19 protein-coding genes and 1 tRNA gene are annotated in these 15,970 nt (G+C 62.0%); 3 read left to right on the top strand and 17 right to left on the bottom strand.

All coding sequences use genetic code 11. The annotated features are described in order from the left end of the window. The 15 genes from nadA to aspS all read right to left on the bottom strand — a co-directional run. Window positions 1-357: quinolinate synthase NadA (gene nadA, locus QMX85_RS14960; RefSeq protein WP_282342113.1), on the bottom strand; the 357-nt coding region annotated here is incomplete at its 3' end. A gap of 102 nt (window positions 358-459) precedes the next feature. Then, window positions 460-535, bottom strand: a tRNA-Lys gene (locus QMX85_RS14955). 58 nt (window positions 536-593) lie between these two features. Further along, window positions 594-1,268, bottom strand: coding sequence for a 7-cyano-7-deazaguanine synthase QueC (queC, locus tag QMX85_RS14950; protein WP_282342111.1), 675 nt, complete (start codon window positions 1,266-1,268; stop codon window positions 594-596). Window positions 1,269-1,335: 67 nt separating this feature from the next. After that, window positions 1,336-2,160 carry a tol-pal system protein YbgF gene (ybgF, locus tag QMX85_RS14945; RefSeq protein WP_282342109.1) on the bottom strand — a complete coding sequence of 275 codons (825 nt, stop codon included), beginning with the start codon at window positions 2,158-2,160 and terminating at the stop codon, window positions 1,336-1,338. A gap of 6 nt (window positions 2,161-2,166) precedes the next feature. Then, window positions 2,167-2,667, bottom strand: coding sequence for a peptidoglycan-associated lipoprotein Pal (pal, locus tag QMX85_RS14940; protein ID WP_090228054.1), 501 nt, complete (start codon window positions 2,665-2,667; stop codon window positions 2,167-2,169). 59 nt (window positions 2,668-2,726) lie between these two features. Then, window positions 2,727-3,977 carry a Tol-Pal system beta propeller repeat protein TolB gene (tolB, locus tag QMX85_RS14935; protein WP_217632887.1) on the bottom strand — a complete coding sequence of 417 codons (1,251 nt, stop codon included), beginning with the start codon at window positions 3,975-3,977 and terminating at the stop codon, window positions 2,727-2,729. A 53-nt stretch (window positions 3,978-4,030) separates the two neighbouring features. Then, on the bottom strand, window positions 4,031-5,059 hold the full coding sequence (tolA, locus tag QMX85_RS14930; RefSeq protein ID WP_282342106.1) for a cell envelope integrity protein TolA: 1,029 nt from the start codon (window positions 5,057-5,059) through the stop codon (window positions 4,031-4,033). Further along, window positions 5,059-5,511, bottom strand: a complete 453-nt coding sequence (tolR, locus tag QMX85_RS14925; RefSeq protein WP_090228062.1) for a protein TolR — start codon at window positions 5,509-5,511, stop codon at window positions 5,059-5,061. Before tolR ends, tolA begins: the two co-directional genes overlap by 1 nt. Before the next feature lie 50 nt (window positions 5,512-5,561). Beyond that, the gene (tolQ, locus tag QMX85_RS14920; RefSeq protein ID WP_090228063.1) at window positions 5,562-6,257 is read right to left on the bottom strand and encodes a protein TolQ; all 696 of its coding nucleotides are present in this window, start codon (window positions 6,255-6,257) and stop codon (window positions 5,562-5,564) included. 2 nt (window positions 6,258-6,259) lie between these two features. Then, window positions 6,260-6,703, bottom strand: a complete 444-nt coding sequence (gene ybgC / locus QMX85_RS14915) for a tol-pal system-associated acyl-CoA thioesterase (protein ID WP_273229440.1) — start codon at window positions 6,701-6,703, stop codon at window positions 6,260-6,262. A gap of 62 nt (window positions 6,704-6,765) precedes the next feature. Next, window positions 6,766-7,818, bottom strand: coding sequence for a Holliday junction branch migration DNA helicase RuvB (gene ruvB, locus QMX85_RS14910; RefSeq protein WP_090228068.1), 1,053 nt, complete (start codon window positions 7,816-7,818; stop codon window positions 6,766-6,768). 1 nt (window position 7,819) lies between these two features. Continuing rightward, window positions 7,820-8,425 carry a Holliday junction branch migration protein RuvA gene (gene ruvA, locus QMX85_RS14905; RefSeq protein ID WP_090228070.1) on the bottom strand — a complete coding sequence of 202 codons (606 nt, stop codon included), beginning with the start codon at window positions 8,423-8,425 and terminating at the stop codon, window positions 7,820-7,822. Window positions 8,426-8,445: 20 nt separating this feature from the next. Then, the gene (gene ruvC / locus QMX85_RS14900) at window positions 8,446-8,970 is read right to left on the bottom strand and encodes a crossover junction endodeoxyribonuclease RuvC (RefSeq protein ID WP_273229437.1); all 525 of its coding nucleotides are present in this window, start codon (window positions 8,968-8,970) and stop codon (window positions 8,446-8,448) included. A 142-nt stretch (window positions 8,971-9,112) separates the two neighbouring features. Continuing rightward, window positions 9,113-9,859, bottom strand: a complete 747-nt coding sequence (locus QMX85_RS14895) for a YebC/PmpR family DNA-binding transcriptional regulator (protein WP_090228074.1) — start codon at window positions 9,857-9,859, stop codon at window positions 9,113-9,115. A 74-nt stretch (window positions 9,860-9,933) separates the two neighbouring features. Continuing rightward, window positions 9,934-11,709, bottom strand: coding sequence for an aspartate--tRNA ligase (gene aspS / locus QMX85_RS14890; RefSeq protein WP_090228077.1), 1,776 nt, complete (start codon window positions 11,707-11,709; stop codon window positions 9,934-9,936). A 387-nt stretch (window positions 11,710-12,096) separates the two neighbouring features. Here aspS and QMX85_RS14885 point away from each other — a divergent pair, with 387 nt between their 5' ends. Next, window positions 12,097-12,567, top strand: a complete 471-nt coding sequence (locus tag QMX85_RS14885) for a Dps family protein (RefSeq protein WP_090228079.1) — start codon at window positions 12,097-12,099, stop codon at window positions 12,565-12,567. A gap of 308 nt (window positions 12,568-12,875) precedes the next feature. Next, window positions 12,876-13,484, top strand: coding sequence for a cold-shock protein (locus QMX85_RS14880; protein ID WP_282342096.1), 609 nt, complete (start codon window positions 12,876-12,878; stop codon window positions 13,482-13,484). 50 nt (window positions 13,485-13,534) lie between these two features. On the opposite strand, the gene QMX85_RS14875 is transcribed toward QMX85_RS14880, so the two are convergent. Continuing rightward, window positions 13,535-13,741: a SlyX family protein gene (locus tag QMX85_RS14875; protein WP_282342094.1), complete on the bottom strand. Its 207-nt coding sequence runs from the start codon at window positions 13,739-13,741 to the stop codon at window positions 13,535-13,537. Next, window positions 13,738-14,169 carry an HIT domain-containing protein gene (locus tag QMX85_RS14870; protein ID WP_282342092.1) on the bottom strand — a complete coding sequence of 144 codons (432 nt, stop codon included), beginning with the start codon at window positions 14,167-14,169 and terminating at the stop codon, window positions 13,738-13,740. Before QMX85_RS14870 ends, QMX85_RS14875 begins: the two co-directional genes overlap by 4 nt. Before the next feature lie 468 nt (window positions 14,170-14,637). Here QMX85_RS14870 and QMX85_RS14865 point away from each other — a divergent pair, with 468 nt between their 5' ends. After that, window positions 14,638-15,930 carry an OprD family outer membrane porin gene (locus tag QMX85_RS14865; RefSeq protein ID WP_282342090.1) on the top strand — a complete coding sequence of 431 codons (1,293 nt, stop codon included), beginning with the start codon at window positions 14,638-14,640 and terminating at the stop codon, window positions 15,928-15,930. Window positions 15,931-15,970: the final 40 nt, after the last annotated feature.

Genomic DNA, 15,970 nt, shown 5'->3' with positions numbered 1-15,970 from the left:
ACCCAGGTCCAGCGAACAGGTCGCCTGGAGCGTCGGCATCCGCACGCGTTTTTCCGGGTTGAGAATCTTCGCGGTCTCGCCCATGAACTTGACCCCGGCCACCACCACGGTGGTGGCCGGATGCTGGTTACCGAAGCGGGCCATTTCCAGGGAGTCGGACACGCAACCGCCGGTTTCCTCGGCGAGCGCCTGGATGACCGGATCGCAGTAATAGTGAGCGACCAGAACGGCATTCTGCTTCTTCAGCTCGGCAGCGATTTCGCTACGATAGAAGGCTTCCTGCTCATCGGTCAGGGGCACCGGCTGCTTGGCGTCTAGGTGAGCCTGAACCAACAGGCGTTCGGAAATCTGAGTCATGTCATCAGGCTCTGAATATGCTTTCAGTGCGCCGATTATACCCGCCAACGATGCTGGCAAGCGGCTCTATATGAATACGGGAGGGGTGCTGCGAGGAGGGAGTGGTGGGTCGTGTAGGATTCGAACCTACGACCAATTGGTTAAAAGCCAACTGCTCTACCAACTGAGCTAACGACCCGACGCGGAGCGCATGATACTGATTTATCTCGACAAATCAACACCTGCGCGAAAAAACTTCAATAATAGCGAGTCGGATCGGCAACCCCCGCCGCCGAAAAGCCCGACGCCCGCAGTCGGCAGCTGTCGCACCGGCCGCACGCGCGCCCGTCGTCATCGGCCTGGTAGCAGGACACCGTCAGCCCGTAGTCGACGCCCAGCGCCACGCCCGCCGCGATGATCTGAGCCTTGCTCAGGTACTGCAACGGCGTCTGGATACGGAAATCGAAACCCTCGATTCCGGCCCGGGTCGCCAGGTTGGCAACACGTCCGAAAGCCACGATGAACTCGGGCCGGCAATCCGGATAACCGGAGTAGTCCACCGCATTCACGCCGATGAAGATATCGCGCGCACCGACAACCTCCGCCCAACCCACGGCGAGGGATAGAAACAGCATGTTTCGCGCCGGCACGTAGGTCACCGGGATTCCCTCGCCAGGTTCCTCCGGCACCGCGATGGACGTATCGGTCAGCGCGGAGCCACCCATGCCGCTGAGGTCCAGCCCGATGACCTTGTGCTCGACCACGCCCGCCTGCTTCGCCACGCGCCCCGCAGCGGCCAGCTCGGCGCGGTGACGCTGCCCGTAGTCGAAACTCATGGTGTAGCAGGCGTAGCCCTGCTCACGCGCCATCGCGACCACCGTGGCCGAATCGAGACCACCGGACAGCAGGATGACCGCCTTCTTGTCACTCATCGAAATACCTCGATGGCAGAAAAGAAAATCCCGCGCCGGGCGCGGGATTCAGGGAAGCGAGAACGCCTCAACGCAGGGTCTGCAGATCCCGCTGGGCCAATTGCGCGGCGGAACTGCCAGGATACTGGGCGATAACCTGCTGCAACGCCGTCCGCGCCTTGTCCGTATTACCCAGCCGACGCTCGACATCGGCGAGCTTGTATAGGGAGTCCGGCACCTTGGGATGATTCGGGTAGGTCGCGCTGACCTTGGCGAATGCCTGACCGGCGCCCTGCAGGTCACCTTTGGCGAGATTCACCTCACCCAGCCAATACTGCGCATTGCCGGCGTACTGGCTGTTGGGATACTTGCGCAGAAAGGCGTTGAACGCCTGACTGGCCTTCTCGAAATCCTTGGCCTTGATCAGATCGAAGGCGGCGTCGTAGTACACCTTTTCCTTCGCCGGATCGCCCGGTTCCGAATTGGCTGCCGCGGCAGGCGCACCTGCGGGGGCGGACGGGGCACCGCTGGCGTCTATCGCGCCAGCGGCTGAATTCTGGGTGGTCGATGCGCTGGCTGCGCCGGCCAAACGACGATCGAGGTCCTGATAGCGTTCGAGACCCTCCTGCTTCAGGCGCTGGATCTCATTCTGCTGTTCCTCGAGAGTACCGCGCAACTGCGCGATATCCCGTTGTATCTGCTGCAACTGCATAAACATTTCGCCCTGCGCCGAGGTCGGAGCCGAAGCCACGCCCCCGGCGGCATAGGCGCCACTCGTGCCGTAACCCGACGGAGGATACGAACTGCTGCCGCTGTTATAACCGGCATCGCCATCTTCTACGGGGACCTGGGCCATTGCCGCGAACGGCAAACCGACGGCCAACAGGATCAGAGCACGAGAGCACTTGCGCATATCGAATTACTTACGCAGTTCGACGCGACGGTTCTGGGCCCAGGACTGCTCGTCGTTGCCAGTGGCAACCGGACGCTCTTCGCCGTAGGAAACCAGTTCCAGCTGAGCCGGGGAAACGCCTTGCAGTACCAGGTAGCGCTGAACGGCATTGGCGCGACGCTCGCCCAGAGCCATGTTGTACTCACGGGTACCGCGCTCGTCGGTGTGGCCTTCCAGAACGACGCGAGCGCCGTTGGCTTTCAGGTCCTTGGCGTGAACGTCCAGAGCGCGCATGGCTTCCGGTTTCAGGTCGGAGCTGTCGTACTCGAAGTAGAAGGTGGTGATGGCGCGCAGAGCGGCTTCGTCGCTCAGGCTGCCGTCAACGGCACCGCTGTTTGCGCCGTAGCCAGCGTTCGGATCGACAGCAGCGCCTTCGCCAGCAGCATCGCCGCCTTTCGAGGAGCAACCAACAGCAACGGCCATGGCCAGAGCCAGAGCAGCAAATTTCCCAAATTTCAGCATTTCCATGATGTAACTCCTAATGACCCCAGTGTGTGTTTCAAAGTTGTAGGTATATCGACGCCGCATCAGTTCAGGTAGGGGGACCAGGATGGCTCTCGGACTTCGCCTTGAGCGGTAGGAAGTGGGAGCCTAACTCGACCGTTTATAGATACGAGCATCAAGACTCCCCGGCCCTGCTGGCGGGTGGCGTAGATTAGCATGGTGCCATTCGGCGCAACAGTGGGAGACTCATCCAGGTTGGTATCGGAAAGGACGCGCAAGCTGCCGCGCTGGAGATCCTGCGCAGCGACTTTGAAGTTGGTGAAGCCATCCTGACGGTGGATCATCACCAAAGTTTTTTCATCGGCGGAAAGTTTCGGGTTGGCGTTGTAGTTACCGGTAAAGGTAACTCGCTCCGCCGCACCGCCACCGATGCTTTGTTTGTAGATCTGCGGTTTGCCCGCGCGATCCGAAGTGAAGTACAGCGTGCGACCGTCGGCGCCCCAGAAAGGCTCGGTATCGATGCTGTTGGAGTTGGTCACACGGGTGATCTGCCGGCTACCGAGGTCCATCACGTAGATTTCCGGGTTGCCATCCTTGGACAGAACGAAGGCCAGGCGATTGCCGTCGGGCGAGAATGCCGGAGCGCCGTTGAGCCCCTCGAAGTTGGTCAGCTGCTCACGGCGACCGGTATCGATGTACTGCAGGAAGATCCGCGGACGACGTTGCTCGAAGGACACGTAGGCGATGCGACGGCCGTCCGGCGCGAAGCGCGGCGAGAGGATCGGCTCGCGCGACTGCAGCAGGGTGACTGCGCGGGCGCCGTCGTAATCGGAACGCTGCAGCGTGTAGCGGGTGCTGGTGGCGCCCGCGCCCATGCGCTCGGCGGTGACGTAGAGCATGCGGGTGGAGAACGCACCCTTGATGCCGGTGAGTTTCTCGAACGACTGATCGGATATGTGGTGAGCCATGTCGCGCAACTGGTCTACGCCGCCGCCAACGCTGCCGGTCGCGACCTGCTGCTCGGTGGCCACGTTGAACAGCGAGAACTGCACCTGCAGGCGGCCGCCGGCGGGAACGATGTTGCCGACCAGCACGTACTGCGCGCCGATGGCCTTCCAGTCACGGAAGATGATTTCACTGGCCTGCGACGGAAGGCTGATCATGTTCTGCCGCGGGATGGGCTCGAAGACGCCGGAGTTGCGCAGGTCGTTGCCGATGATCTCGGCCATGTCGTCGGGCAGCACGCTGCCGCTCTGCCAGCCGAAGGGAACCACGGCGATCGGGATTGCCCGATCGGCGCCGGTGGTCACCAGGATGTTCTTTTCCTGTGCCATCGCAGCACCGGCCGCACAGAAGACGATTACCAGTAAACCTCGAAGAAACTTGGTCACAACGCTAAATCCTCAGGTGTGAATGTCATCTTGAATGAGCGGTACGGCTGGAAGTCGGCGGGCTTCAGGCCCTGCATCTCTGTAAGTCGGCCAATGTTCTTCACCGCGGCGACCGCCGAGGCGTCGAATGGACCATCGCCACTGGACTTGGCCACGCTGACGCTGGTCACGGTGCCATCGGGCAACATGGCGATCTGCAGCACCACCGTCATGTTGTTGCGCGCCGACGGCGGACGACTCCAACCCTCGGCGGCGCGAATCCGGATAAGGTCATCGAAGTTTCCGCTAGTCTGATCGCCCACTTCGTCGGCCAGTGCTTCCTGACGTTCGGTGTCATCGGAAAGCAGCTCGGCCAGGGCCTGGGCTTTCTTGTCCGCGGCGGCCTTCTTCGCAGCTTCGGCGGCGGCCTTCTTCTTCGCGGAATCGGCAGCGGCTTTCTTCTTGGCATCCTCGACGGCTTTCTTGCGGGCCTCCTCGGCGGCTTTCTTCTTCGCGTCGTCGGCCGCCTTCTTCTTGGCGTCTTCTTCTTTCTTCTTGGCGTCGGCTTCGGCCTGCTTCTTCGCCTCTTCCTCGGCCTTTTTCTTCGCGATGTCGGCCTGCTCGGCTTTCTTGGCCTCTTCGGCCTTGGCGGCTTCGGCTTTTTTCGCCGCGGCGGCCTTCTCGGCTTCCGCCGCCTTTTCCGCTTCGTCGGCCTTTCGAGCTTCGTCGGCTTTCTTTTGTTCCGCGGCCTTCACGGCCTCTTGCTTCTGCTGCTCGATCTTCCTTTGTTCGAGCTGCTCGGTCTCGTATTGCTTTGCCGCCGTCTTCTTCGCTTCGCCGGCGATCTTCTGGTTGGTCTGGGTGGTCGCGCGGCTCTGGGATTTGAGCTGATACAGGGTGGCCTGGACGATCGGCTTGGAGGGCGGCAACTCGGGCGTGTAGGCAAAGCTGATGAACATCGTGCCGAACAGCAGGATGTGCAGCGCCAGAGCCAGGTTGCTCGGCCAGAAATAGCTTTCCGAAGGGGACCGCTCACGCTGGAACATCAAGGCGCCTCGGTGATCAGCCCGACATTACCCACGCCGGCGGTCTGCAGGCCTCCCATGGCGGCCATCACCGCGCCGTAGTCGACGGCTTTGTCGCCACGCACGAAGACCTGCACTTTCTTACCCTGACGGCTGTTCTCGCTCATGATCGCGGTGACTGCGCGGGTCATCTCCGGCAGGGTCGAGGCCTTGGCCTGCTGCGTCTCGGTGTCCACTTCGCTACCGATGTTCCAGTAGTAGGTCTTGTCGGCCTTGATGGAAATGGTCAGCACCTGGGAGTCGTTGTCCTGCGGCAGCGCTTCGCTGCTGACCTTGGGCAGATCGACCTTGACGCCCTGGTTGAGCATCGGCGCGGTCACCATGAAGATCACCAGCAGCACCAGCATCACGTCGATGTAGGGCACCACGTTCATCTCGGCGACCGGCTTGCGTCTGTTGCGAATTCTCGCCATGACTTAGAACCTGTTCGAATGGAAAACCTGCTGAGCGGGGCGTTCTCGCCTCACTCCTCGCTGGTGTGGACCTTGCGGTGCAGGATCGCCTGGAATTCGTCGGCGAAGGTGTAGTAGCGGGCGATCAGCATTTCGCCGCGCGAGGAGAAGCGGTTGTAGGCGACCACCGCCGGGATGGCCGCGAACAGGCCGATCGCCGTGGCGATCAGCGCCTCGGCGATGCCCGGGGCGACAGTGGCCAGCGTGGCCTGCTGCACCTGCGCCAGGCCGCGGAAGGAGTTCATGATGCCCCAGACGGTGCCGAACAGGCCGACGTACGGACTGGTGGAGCCGACGGTGGCGAGGAACGGCAGGCTCTGCTCGAGCTTCTCTTCTTCACGCGCGATGGCCACGCGCATGGCACGGGCGACGCCGTCCATGACCGCGTCCGGGTCTACGCCGGCCTGCTGGCGGAGGCGGGAGAATTCCTTGAAGCCGGCGCGGAATATCTGCTCGACGCCCGAATCCGGATCGGGATTACTGCCCGCCTGGCGATACAGCTTGGACAGGTCGATGCCCGACCAGAAGCGCTCCTCGAAGGTATCGAGGGACTTCTTCGCGGCGCGCTGCATGGTGGCGCGCTGGAAGATCATGATCCACGACGTGATCGAGGCGGCCACCAGGACCAGCATGACCAGCTGTACAACCACGCTGGCGTTGCTGATCAGACTCCACATGGACATATGGTCAACTGCGTTGGCTTCCACGCTTACTCTCCTGAAAGGGACGACGGGTCATCGGCGAAGGCTGCGCGCAGCGCTTGCGGAATGCCACGGGGTTTCAAACTGTCGGCGCGCACACAGGCCACCAGAAACTGCCCTTCGCAGAGCAGCGCGTTATCCGAGGCCCGCCGCACCTGTTGCATGAAGCGCAGGCTGGCCCTGTTCAATTCCACGACATGCGCAGTCACTTCGAGTTCGTCGTCGAGCCGTGCCGGTGCCAGGTAGCGGGCCTGCGTCGAATGCACGACGAATAGCAGATTCTCGCCGACCAGCTCGGACTGGGAGAAACCCAGCGCTCTTAGCCGTTCGGTGCGAGCCCGCTCCATGAACTTGAGGTAATTGACGTAGTAGACGATGCCCCCGGCATCGGTGTCTTCGTAGTAGACGCGACAGCGATGGGCGAAAGGCGGTACTGCGTTTTGCGCGGGCATACTCTAGTGCGCGCCTGCGTGGTTGCCAATCGGCAATGCCAAGTATTTTTTTGCCGCGATGGTCATTCGCCGGCACCTTCGAACAGATCGGCGACCGGCGCCTCGCCCAGACGCTTCGGCACGTTGAGGCCAAAATGCAGGTAGGCATGACGGGTGACCACGCGGCCGCGGGGCGTTCGCATGATGTAACCCTGCTGGATCAGGAACGGCTCGAGCACGTCCTCGATGGTGTGACGTTCCTCGCTGATCGCGGCGGCCAGGCTGTCGATGCCCACCGGCCCGCCGTCGAACTTGTCGATCATGGTCAGCAGCAGGCGGCGGTCCTGGTGGTCGAAACCATGCTCGTCGACGTCCAGCAGGTTCAGCGCCTTGTCCGCGATATCACGGCTGATGTGGCCGGTGCCGCGCACTTCGGCGAAATCCCGGACGCGGCGCAACAGGCGGTTGGCGATACGCGGCGTACCGCGCGCGCGGCGGGCGATCTCGTAGGCGCCCTCGACTTCCGTTGGCAGGCCGAGAATTTCCGCGGAGCGGCTGACGATGGTGGTGAGGTCGGCGGTGTTGTAGAACTCCAGCCGCTGCACGATGCCGAAACGGTCGCGCAGCGGGTTGGTCAGCATGCCGGCGCGGGTGGTGGCGCCGACCAGGGTGAAGGGCGGCAGGTCCAGCTTGATCGAGCGCGCGGCCGGGCCTTCGCCGATCATGATGTCGAGCTGGAAGTCCTCCATCGCCGGATAGAGCACTTCCTCGACGATCGGGGACAGGCGGTGGATCTCGTCGACGAAGAGCACGTCGCCCGGCTCCAGATTGGTCAGCAGCGCGGCCAGGTCGCCCGGACGCTCGAGCACGGGACCGGAGGTGCTCTTGATCGCCACGCCCATTTCCTGGGCGATGATGTTGGCCAGGGTGGTCTTACCCAAGCCGGGCGGACCGAAGATCAGCGTGTGGTCGAGCGCCTCCTGGCGGCCCTTCGCGGCCTGGATGAACAGCTCCATCTGTTCACGCACACTCGGCTGGCCGATGTACTCGGCCAGACGCAGCGGCCGGATCGCGCGATCCAGCTGTTCGTCGCGTTCGCGGCTGCTGGCGGTGACAAGGCGATCGGCTTCTATCACCTCAGACCATTCCCTTCAGCGCGCGACGGATCAATTCTTCACTGCTCAAGCCTTTCTCCTGAATCGCGGCGACTGCCCGACTGGCCTCCTGCGGTTTGAAACCCAGGGAAACCAGGGCGCTCAACGCATCATTCTCGGCGCTTGAGACTGCCATACCGGGGCGAGGTTCAACCACCAGCGTGGCGATGGAAGGCAGGCTCTCCCAGGCCTTGAAGCGATCCTTGAGTTCCACCAGCAAGCGCTCCGCCGTCTTCTTACCGACGCCGGGAATCTTCACCAGGGTCGAGGTATCGCCCGCCTGGACGCAGCGCACCAGCTCGTCGACCTCCATCCCGGACATCAGCGCCAGTGCCAGTTTCGGGCCGACGCCATTGAGCCGGATCAGCTCGCGGAACAGCTCGCGCTCGCGCTTCTCGTAGAAGCCATAGAGCAGGTGAGCGTCCTCGCGAACCACCAGATGGGTGTGCAGGGTCACCGTTTCGTTCAGCGACGGCAGGCGGTACAGCGTGGTCATCGGTACTTCCAGCTCATAGCCAACCCCCCCTACGTCGACGACCAGGTGCGGCGGCTGCTTTTCCAACAGGGTGCCACGCAAACGTCCGATCACGAATGCTTCCTCAAATAATCTTACAAACGAAGCCGACCGCCGCGCCGCTTGGCGCTGGCCAGGCCGTGGGGAATCAGGCTCTGCCGGTGGTGCGCATGGCAGAGCGCGATGGCGAGGGCGTCGGAGGCGTCGATCTGCGGCTTCTGCACCAGCTTGAGCAGGTGCATGACCATCATCATAACCTGCTGTTTGTCGGCGCCGCCGGTGCCGGCGATGGCCTGCTTGACCTGGGTCGCGGTGTACTCGGCGATCACCAGGCCTTCCTCCGCCGCCGCGACGATTGCCGCGCCGCGCGCCTGGCCGAGTTTCAACGCCGAATCCGGATTGCGCGCCATGAACACCTGTTCGATGCCCATGGTCATCGGCCCGTGCAGGCGGATCACCTCGCGTACGCCACGGTACACCGCCTGCAGACGCTCCGGCATTTCGCCGCTGCCGGTGCGTATGCAGCCGGAAGCCACGTACTCGCAGCCACGCCCGGTGTCGCGCACCACGCCGTAGCCGGTGATACGCGAGCCGGGGTCGATACCGAGGATCAGCGTCATACCTTGTTCACCCGCAACGCCATCCACTGTCTATTTATCCAGGCCGCGAGTATAGGGCCGGGCGACGCCTGCGTCACCGCGCCACCAACAAAAAGCCGGAAGCGCGCGAACGCGTTCCGGCTTCTTGTCACCCGGCCTGGATTCAGCCGAGCTGCTCCATGATTTCTTCGGAGATGTCGGCGTTGGAGTAGACGTTCTGCACGTCATCCAGGTCCTCGAGCATGTCGATCAGCTTGAGCACCTTCTGTGCGGTTTCCAGGTCGAGCGACGCGGTGGTCGACGGAATCATCGTCACCTCGGCTTCCTCGCCCTTGAAACCGGCGGCACTCAGCGCCTCGTTGACCGAAATGAAATCGGCGAAGCTGGTGAAGACGTCGAAGGAACCGTCCTCGTTGCCGACCACGTCGTCCGCGCCGGCTTCCAGCGCCGCTTCCATCAGCGCGTCTTCGGCCACGCCCGGCGCGAAGCTGATCTGCCCCTTGCGCTCGAACAGGTAGGCCACCGAGCCGTCGGTGCCGAGGTTGCCGCCGCACTTGCTGAACGCATGGCGCACTTCGGCGGCGGTACGGTTGCGGTTGTCGGTCATCGCCTCGACGATGATCGCCACGCCGCTCGGCGCGTAGCCTTCGTAGGTCAGCTCCTCGACCTTGCCGGCGTCGTCGGAACCGACGCCACGGGCGATCGCCCGGTCGATGGTGTCACGCGTCATGTTGGCGGTGAGCGCCTTGTCCACCGCCAGCCGCAGCCGCGGGTTATCCGCCGGCACGCCGCCGCCCTGGGACGCGGCCACCGTGAGCTCGCGAATCAGTTTGGTGAAGATCTTGCCGCGCTTGGCGTCCTGACGACCCTTGCGATGCTTGATGTTGGCCCATTTGGAATGACCAGCCATAACTCACTCCGTCCTTCTACTCGTTCACTGTGTTACGAGGGCGCCGGCCGCGGCCGGCACGCTCCCGGTGCCGATCACTCGGCCTTGGGCTGTTCGCGCAGACGAATGTGCAGGTCGCGCAGCGCCCGCGAATCCACCGCACCCGGCGCCTGGGTCATGACGTCCGCCGCGCTCTGGGTTTTCGGGAAGGCGATCACTTCGCGGATCGACTGGGCGCCGGTCATCAGCATCACCAGGCGATCCAGACCGAAGGCCAGGCCACCGTGCGGCGGCGCGCCGAACTTCAGCGCATCGAGAAGGAAGCCGAACTTCTCGTCCTGCTCCGCCTCGTCGATGCCGAGCACGCGGAACACCGCCTGCTGCATCGCTTTGTTGTGGATACGGATTGAACCGCCGCCCAGCTCGGTGCCGTTGAGCACCATGTCGTAAGCGCGCGACAGCGCAGCGGCCGGATTGGCTTCGAGCTCTTCCGGCGTGCATTTGGGCGAGGTGAACGGGTGGTGCAGCGCGGACAGCGAACCGTCGTCGTTTTCCTCGAACATCGGGAAATCGACGACCCACATCGGCGCCCACTCGCAGGTCAGCAGGTTCAGGTCATGGCCGAGCTTGATGCGCAGCGCACCGAGCGCCTCGCTCACCACCTTGGCGCGGTCGGCACCGAAGAACACGATGTCGCCGTCCACCGCGCCAACGCGGTCGAGGATGGTGTTGAGGTTGGCCTCGGGGATGTTCTTGACGATCGGCGACTGCAAACCTTCGACGCCCTTGGCGCGCTCGTTGACCTTGATGTAGGCCAGGCCCTTGGCGCCGTAGATGCCGACGAACTTGGTGTATTCGTCGATACGGCTGCGCGGCATGCTTGCCCCGCCCGGCACGCGCAAGGCGGCGACGCGCGCCTTGGGATCGTTGGCCGGACCGCTGAAGACCTTGAATTCGACATCCTTGAGCTGATCGGCGACGTCCACCAGCTCCATCGGAATGCGCAGGTCAGGCTTGTCGGAGCCGTAGCGGCGCATGGCCTCGGCGAAGGTCATGTGCGGGAACTCGCCGAACTCGAGGTCGAGGACTTCCTTGAACAGCTGACGAATCATCTTCTCGGTCAGGCCGATGATTTCGTCTTCGCCGAGGAAGCTGGTCTCGATGTCGATCTGGGTGAATTCCGGCTGGCGGTCGGCCCGCAGGTCTTCGTCACGGAAGCATTTGGCGATCTGGTAGTAACGGTCGAAGCCGGCCACCATCAGCAGCTGCTTGAACAGCTGCGGCGACTGCGGCAGCGCGAAGAAATGGCCCGGATAGGTGCGGCTCGGCACCAGGTAGTCGCGCGCGCCCTCGGGAGTCGGACGACCGAGGATCGGCGTCTCGACGTCGAGGAAGCCGTTCTCGTCGAGGTAGCGACGGATGCTCGAGGTGATGCTCGAACGCAGGCGCAGCTTGGCGGCCATCTCCGGGCGACGCAGGTCGATGAAGCGATAGCGCAGACGGGTTTCCTCGCCGACATCGCTGTATTCGTTGAGCGGGAACGGCGGGGTTTCCGCCTCGTTCAGCACTTCGAGCGAGTAGCCCAGTACTTCGATGGCGCCCGAAGCCATGTTGGCGTTGCCGGCACCGGCCGGACGCAGGCGAACCTTGCCGGTGATCCTGACCACGTATTCGCTGCGCACGCGGTCGGCGAGTGCGAAGGTCTCGGCACGATCCGGATCGAAGACCACCTGGGCCAGCCCTTCGCGATCGCGGATATCGAGGAAGATGACCCCGCCATGGTCGCGGCGACGGTGAACCCAGCCGCACAGAGAGATTTCCTGACCTTCCAGGCTTTCGTTAAGTTGGCCGCAATAGTGGCTGCGCATCATGATCCGGTTTCTTCTCTTGAGTCTTGATTCGTGGGGTCGCGCGGAAGGAGCGGTACGGCGCTGAAACAGGCGCCTGATCGGCCGACGGCTGCGCGAATCCGGGAGCACGCTCTTCGATCGAGTCGCCCGCGCGGGGCAAACCCGACGGCGCGCAAATGAAGCGGTGAGCGGCGACAAAGCGCGGGATTATATCTGGTTAATCGACACGACGCAGCCGTCGCCCGGCCACAACCGGTCGTTGCGCAGCCCCTGCCGCATGATCCAGCGCAATCACCTGTCGGCATGATCGACGCACCATCGAATCGCCCCGGCGAGCCGGACGAGACGGCGCGCAGCCGCTCTATGCTAGGCTCCACTACCGCTTTCAACCACCGACAAGGAGAAGACATGGAAATCAACATCGGCATCGCAGAACAGGACCGCGCCGCCATCGCCGAAGGTCTTTCGCGACTGCTTGCGGATACCTACACCCTGTACCTGAAGACCCACAACTTCCACTGGAACGTCACCGGCCCGATGTTCAACACGCTGCACCTGATGTTCGAAGGCCAGTACACCGAACTGGCTCTGGCCGTGGACCTGATTGCCGAGCGTATTCGCGCCTTGGGCTTCCCGGCTCCTGGCACCTACGCCGCCTATGCCAGCCTCTCCTCGATCAAGGAGGAAAGCGGCGTTCCGAGCGCGGAAGAAATGATCAAGCTGCTGGTGCAGGGCCAGGAAGCGGTGGTCCGCACCGCGCGTGGCATCTTCCCGCTGCTGGACAAGGTCAGCGACGAGCCGACCGCCGACCTCCTCACCCAGCGCATGCAGGTTCACGAAAAAACCGCATGGATGCTGCGCAGCCTGCTGGCAGCCTGAGCCCCACCCCGAGAGCCTGCGCCCGCAGGCTCTCGCTCCCACATCGCACCAAAACGCACCGGCCAGCCTTCTCGAAGCCCGCGCTCCAAGCCGCCGGCATGACCGCCCCTTTCATCAAGCCCGACGCACGACGTGCATACGCCGCGCTGGATGCCTGATTTGAGCGCGTCCTTTCTTTGCTGTTAAATACGCAGCGTGCCGCGAAAGGTGACAAGCGCGGCATAGGCTGACGAAGAGCATTCGCCTTTCCCTACAGGCATTCCGACTCAGCTCCTCCTCGTGACATCTATATAGTGAGCCACTTCAACATGCTGAGAATCGTCCATCTACTGGCGGGCGCTGCTGCCCTGCTGCTGTCCTTTGTACCTAGCCTGAGCGCCGAAGCGTTTCCCTATCTGCAACAACCCGATGCGCTCTACCTGGCCATGTTCGGCCTCATCAACCTGCTGATGGCCCCGATCGCCCCGCTCGGCAAGGATGCCCATCCTCAACTGCAAAGCCTGGTATCCGTCCTGCTGGTCATCGCGGTGATCGTGCAAACGCTGGTACTGCTGGCGCCCCTGCCGCTGATCGGTGGCAAACCGGCCATCTTCCTCAGCCTCATCGTGGTCGTCGTAGCCGCCGCATTGCACCTGGCCATCAACCTGCCGCGGCGCGGCTCCGAGCCCTATGCGTCAAGCGGCGGTGCCGACCTGGGCAACCGCGAGACCGGCACGGTCAAGTGGTTCAACACCTCGAAGGGTTTCGGCTTCATTTCTCGCGATACCGGCGACGATATCTTCGTTCACTTCCGGGCCATCCGCGGCGAAGGCCACCGCGTGTTGATCGAAGGCCAGCGCGTGGAGTTTTCGGTAATGCAGCGCGACAAGGGGCTCCAGGCGGAAGACGTGATCGCCGCCCTGCCCGGTCGCTACTGATACCCCGCAGAAATGAAAAAGCCCGCTGATCAGCGGGCTTTTTTCTGTCCTCAATAATGAGGCGGCGGCGCCTCGTCCTGCTCGCCACTCAACTGCCCGCTCAGCTCCTCCTGCCGCCCGGCAAGGGCAGCCAACTGCATCTGCAATCGATCAATCAGGCGCTGCTGCTCGGCAACCACGTCGCTGAGCGTCTGCAATGCATCGTCCTGAAACGCCTGGCGACTCTCCAGATCCGCCATCCTCGACTCCAGACTCATGCCCCTGCCTCGATGAACGTGAAGCTGCTTGCCAGCACCACGCGTAGCTTGTCTTTGATGGTATCGACCTGTGCGGCCTCGTAGGGCTTCGGCGGGTACTTACCCCAAACCGGGGCAGGCCAGGCGACATCGGAGCGCCGGCGCGCGATCACGTGCATGTGCAATTGACTGACCACGTTACCCAGGGCCGCCACATTGATCTTGTCCGCGGCGAAGGTGTCCTTCAGGGCCTCGGCAAGAAAGGTGGTTTCATCCCACAACGCCTGCCGATCCGCCTCCGACAGTTGAAACACCTCGCTGACGTCTTCACGCCTCGGAACAAGGACGAACCAGGGATACTGGGCATCGTTGATCAATAGCAGCCTGCACAACGGGAAGTCGCCAATCGGCAAGGTGTCGTGCTCAAGTTGCGGATCCAGCGTAAACATCAGCCCCTCCTTCTTATCCTGGCGAGCACTGCCCGCCCTCAGTGCGCCAAGGATAACGCCGTTCTCGGTACTCGCCCTAGCATGAGGCAGACCAAAAAAATGACGCCCCAAGATCTGGCATACAGGTGGCCGCGGGCAAGTGTGAAAAAAGCGTGAAATGGTGCAGACTGATCGGCGAGCGCGAAAGTTCGGCTTTTTTCAGTTTTTTTTGGATTTTGTGCACGGTTGTTGCTATCGAGAACTCAGTGTTTTCTGGCGGGCGCTAACGGAAACCCTCTTAGCCACCCACGATCAGAAAAACGACACTGGATTTAGTCATTTGCGACATTGGCGGAAAGTTCAATACGAAACAGCTTGCAACTATCGCCAACCCTAGCTGACATGCTATAAGTTAGCGCCGATAAAAACGAAAAAGAGCAGACCCATCAATGGGCTGCGCGAATCTTCTAAACCAAAGGAGCAATCACGATGCAAGTGATGAAGTGGAGCGTAATCGCCCTGGCAGTCGCAGCGGGCACCACTCAACTGGCTGTCGCCAGTGAGCAATCCGAGTCGAAAGGCTTTGTTGAAGACAGCAGCCTGAACCTGCTGCTGCGCAACACCTATTGGAACCGTGATTACAACCACGGCGCAGATGACCGCAAAACCTGGGGTCAAGCCTTCATCGGCACCTTCGAGTCCGGTTTCACCCAAGGCACCGTCGGTGTAGGCGTCGACGCTTTCGGCCTGCTGGGCCTGAAGCTGGATGGCGGTCAGGACGACATGTTCGAACTGAAATCCAACGGCCACCGTACCGATGACGTTGCCCAAGCCGGCGCTGCGGTAAAAGCCCGCTTTTCCAATACCGTGATCAAGTACGGTAACCAGATGCCGAGCCTGCCGGTCCTGGCGTATGACGACTCCCGCCTGCTGCCGCAGTCCTTCACCGGCACGCTGGTCACCAGCAGCGAGATCGAAGGTCTCGAGCTGAACGTCGGTCGCTTCACCCAGGACAGCTCCATGGCGTCCTCCAGCAGTGACTCGGGCGCACTGAAAAGCATCGACGTCTACGGCGGTAGCTACAAAGTCAACGACCAACTGAGCGTCGCTCTGTACGCCTCCGACGTTGAAGACACGTACAAGAAAAAGTACGCCAACGTTAACTACCAGATCCCGCTGAGCGAAGAGCAATCGCTCGCCTTCGACTTCAACATCTATAAGACCAAGTACGACAAAGGTTTTGTTGAAAACTACACCACCCGCACGGAAGACGACGTAGTAATAACCCCCGGCGTGCGTGAAAGCCGCGACAACACTATCTTCAGCCTCGCCGGCACCTACGCTTTCGGCGCACATGCGCTGACTCTGGCTTACCAACAGAACACCGGCGATGATGGCTACAAGTACGACTACGGAGACGGCGGTAGCGCGATCTTCCTGGCCAACTCCTACTACTCGGACTTCAACGCGAAGGACGAAAAGTCGATGCAGCTCGCTTATGATCTCGACTTCTCTGCCTATGGTGTTCCCGGTCTGACCTGGAGAAGTGCATACGTCTATGGTTGGGATATCGACACCACCTCAGGCGGTGTAGATGTTGATGGCAAAGACAACGTCAAAGAGCGTGAATTCTTCAACCAGGTCAAGTACACCGTTCAAAGCGGTCCGGCCAAAGATCTGGCTCTGAAAGCGCGTAATTCGATCTATCGCAGCGATCGCGCCTACGGCGATGATCTGAACGAATGGCGTCTGTTCATCGAGTACCCGCTGAGCATCCTGTAATCCAGGACTTCTTCGGATGATCGATACGAAAAAGCCCGGC

Origin of the sequence: Pseudomonas sp. PS02288 (assembly GCF_029959715.1) — a bacterium.
Taxonomy (GTDB): Bacteria; Pseudomonadota; Gammaproteobacteria; order Pseudomonadales; family Pseudomonadaceae; genus Pseudomonas_O; species Pseudomonas_O kuykendallii.
This window is presented reverse-complemented; position numbering and strand designations above follow the sequence as displayed.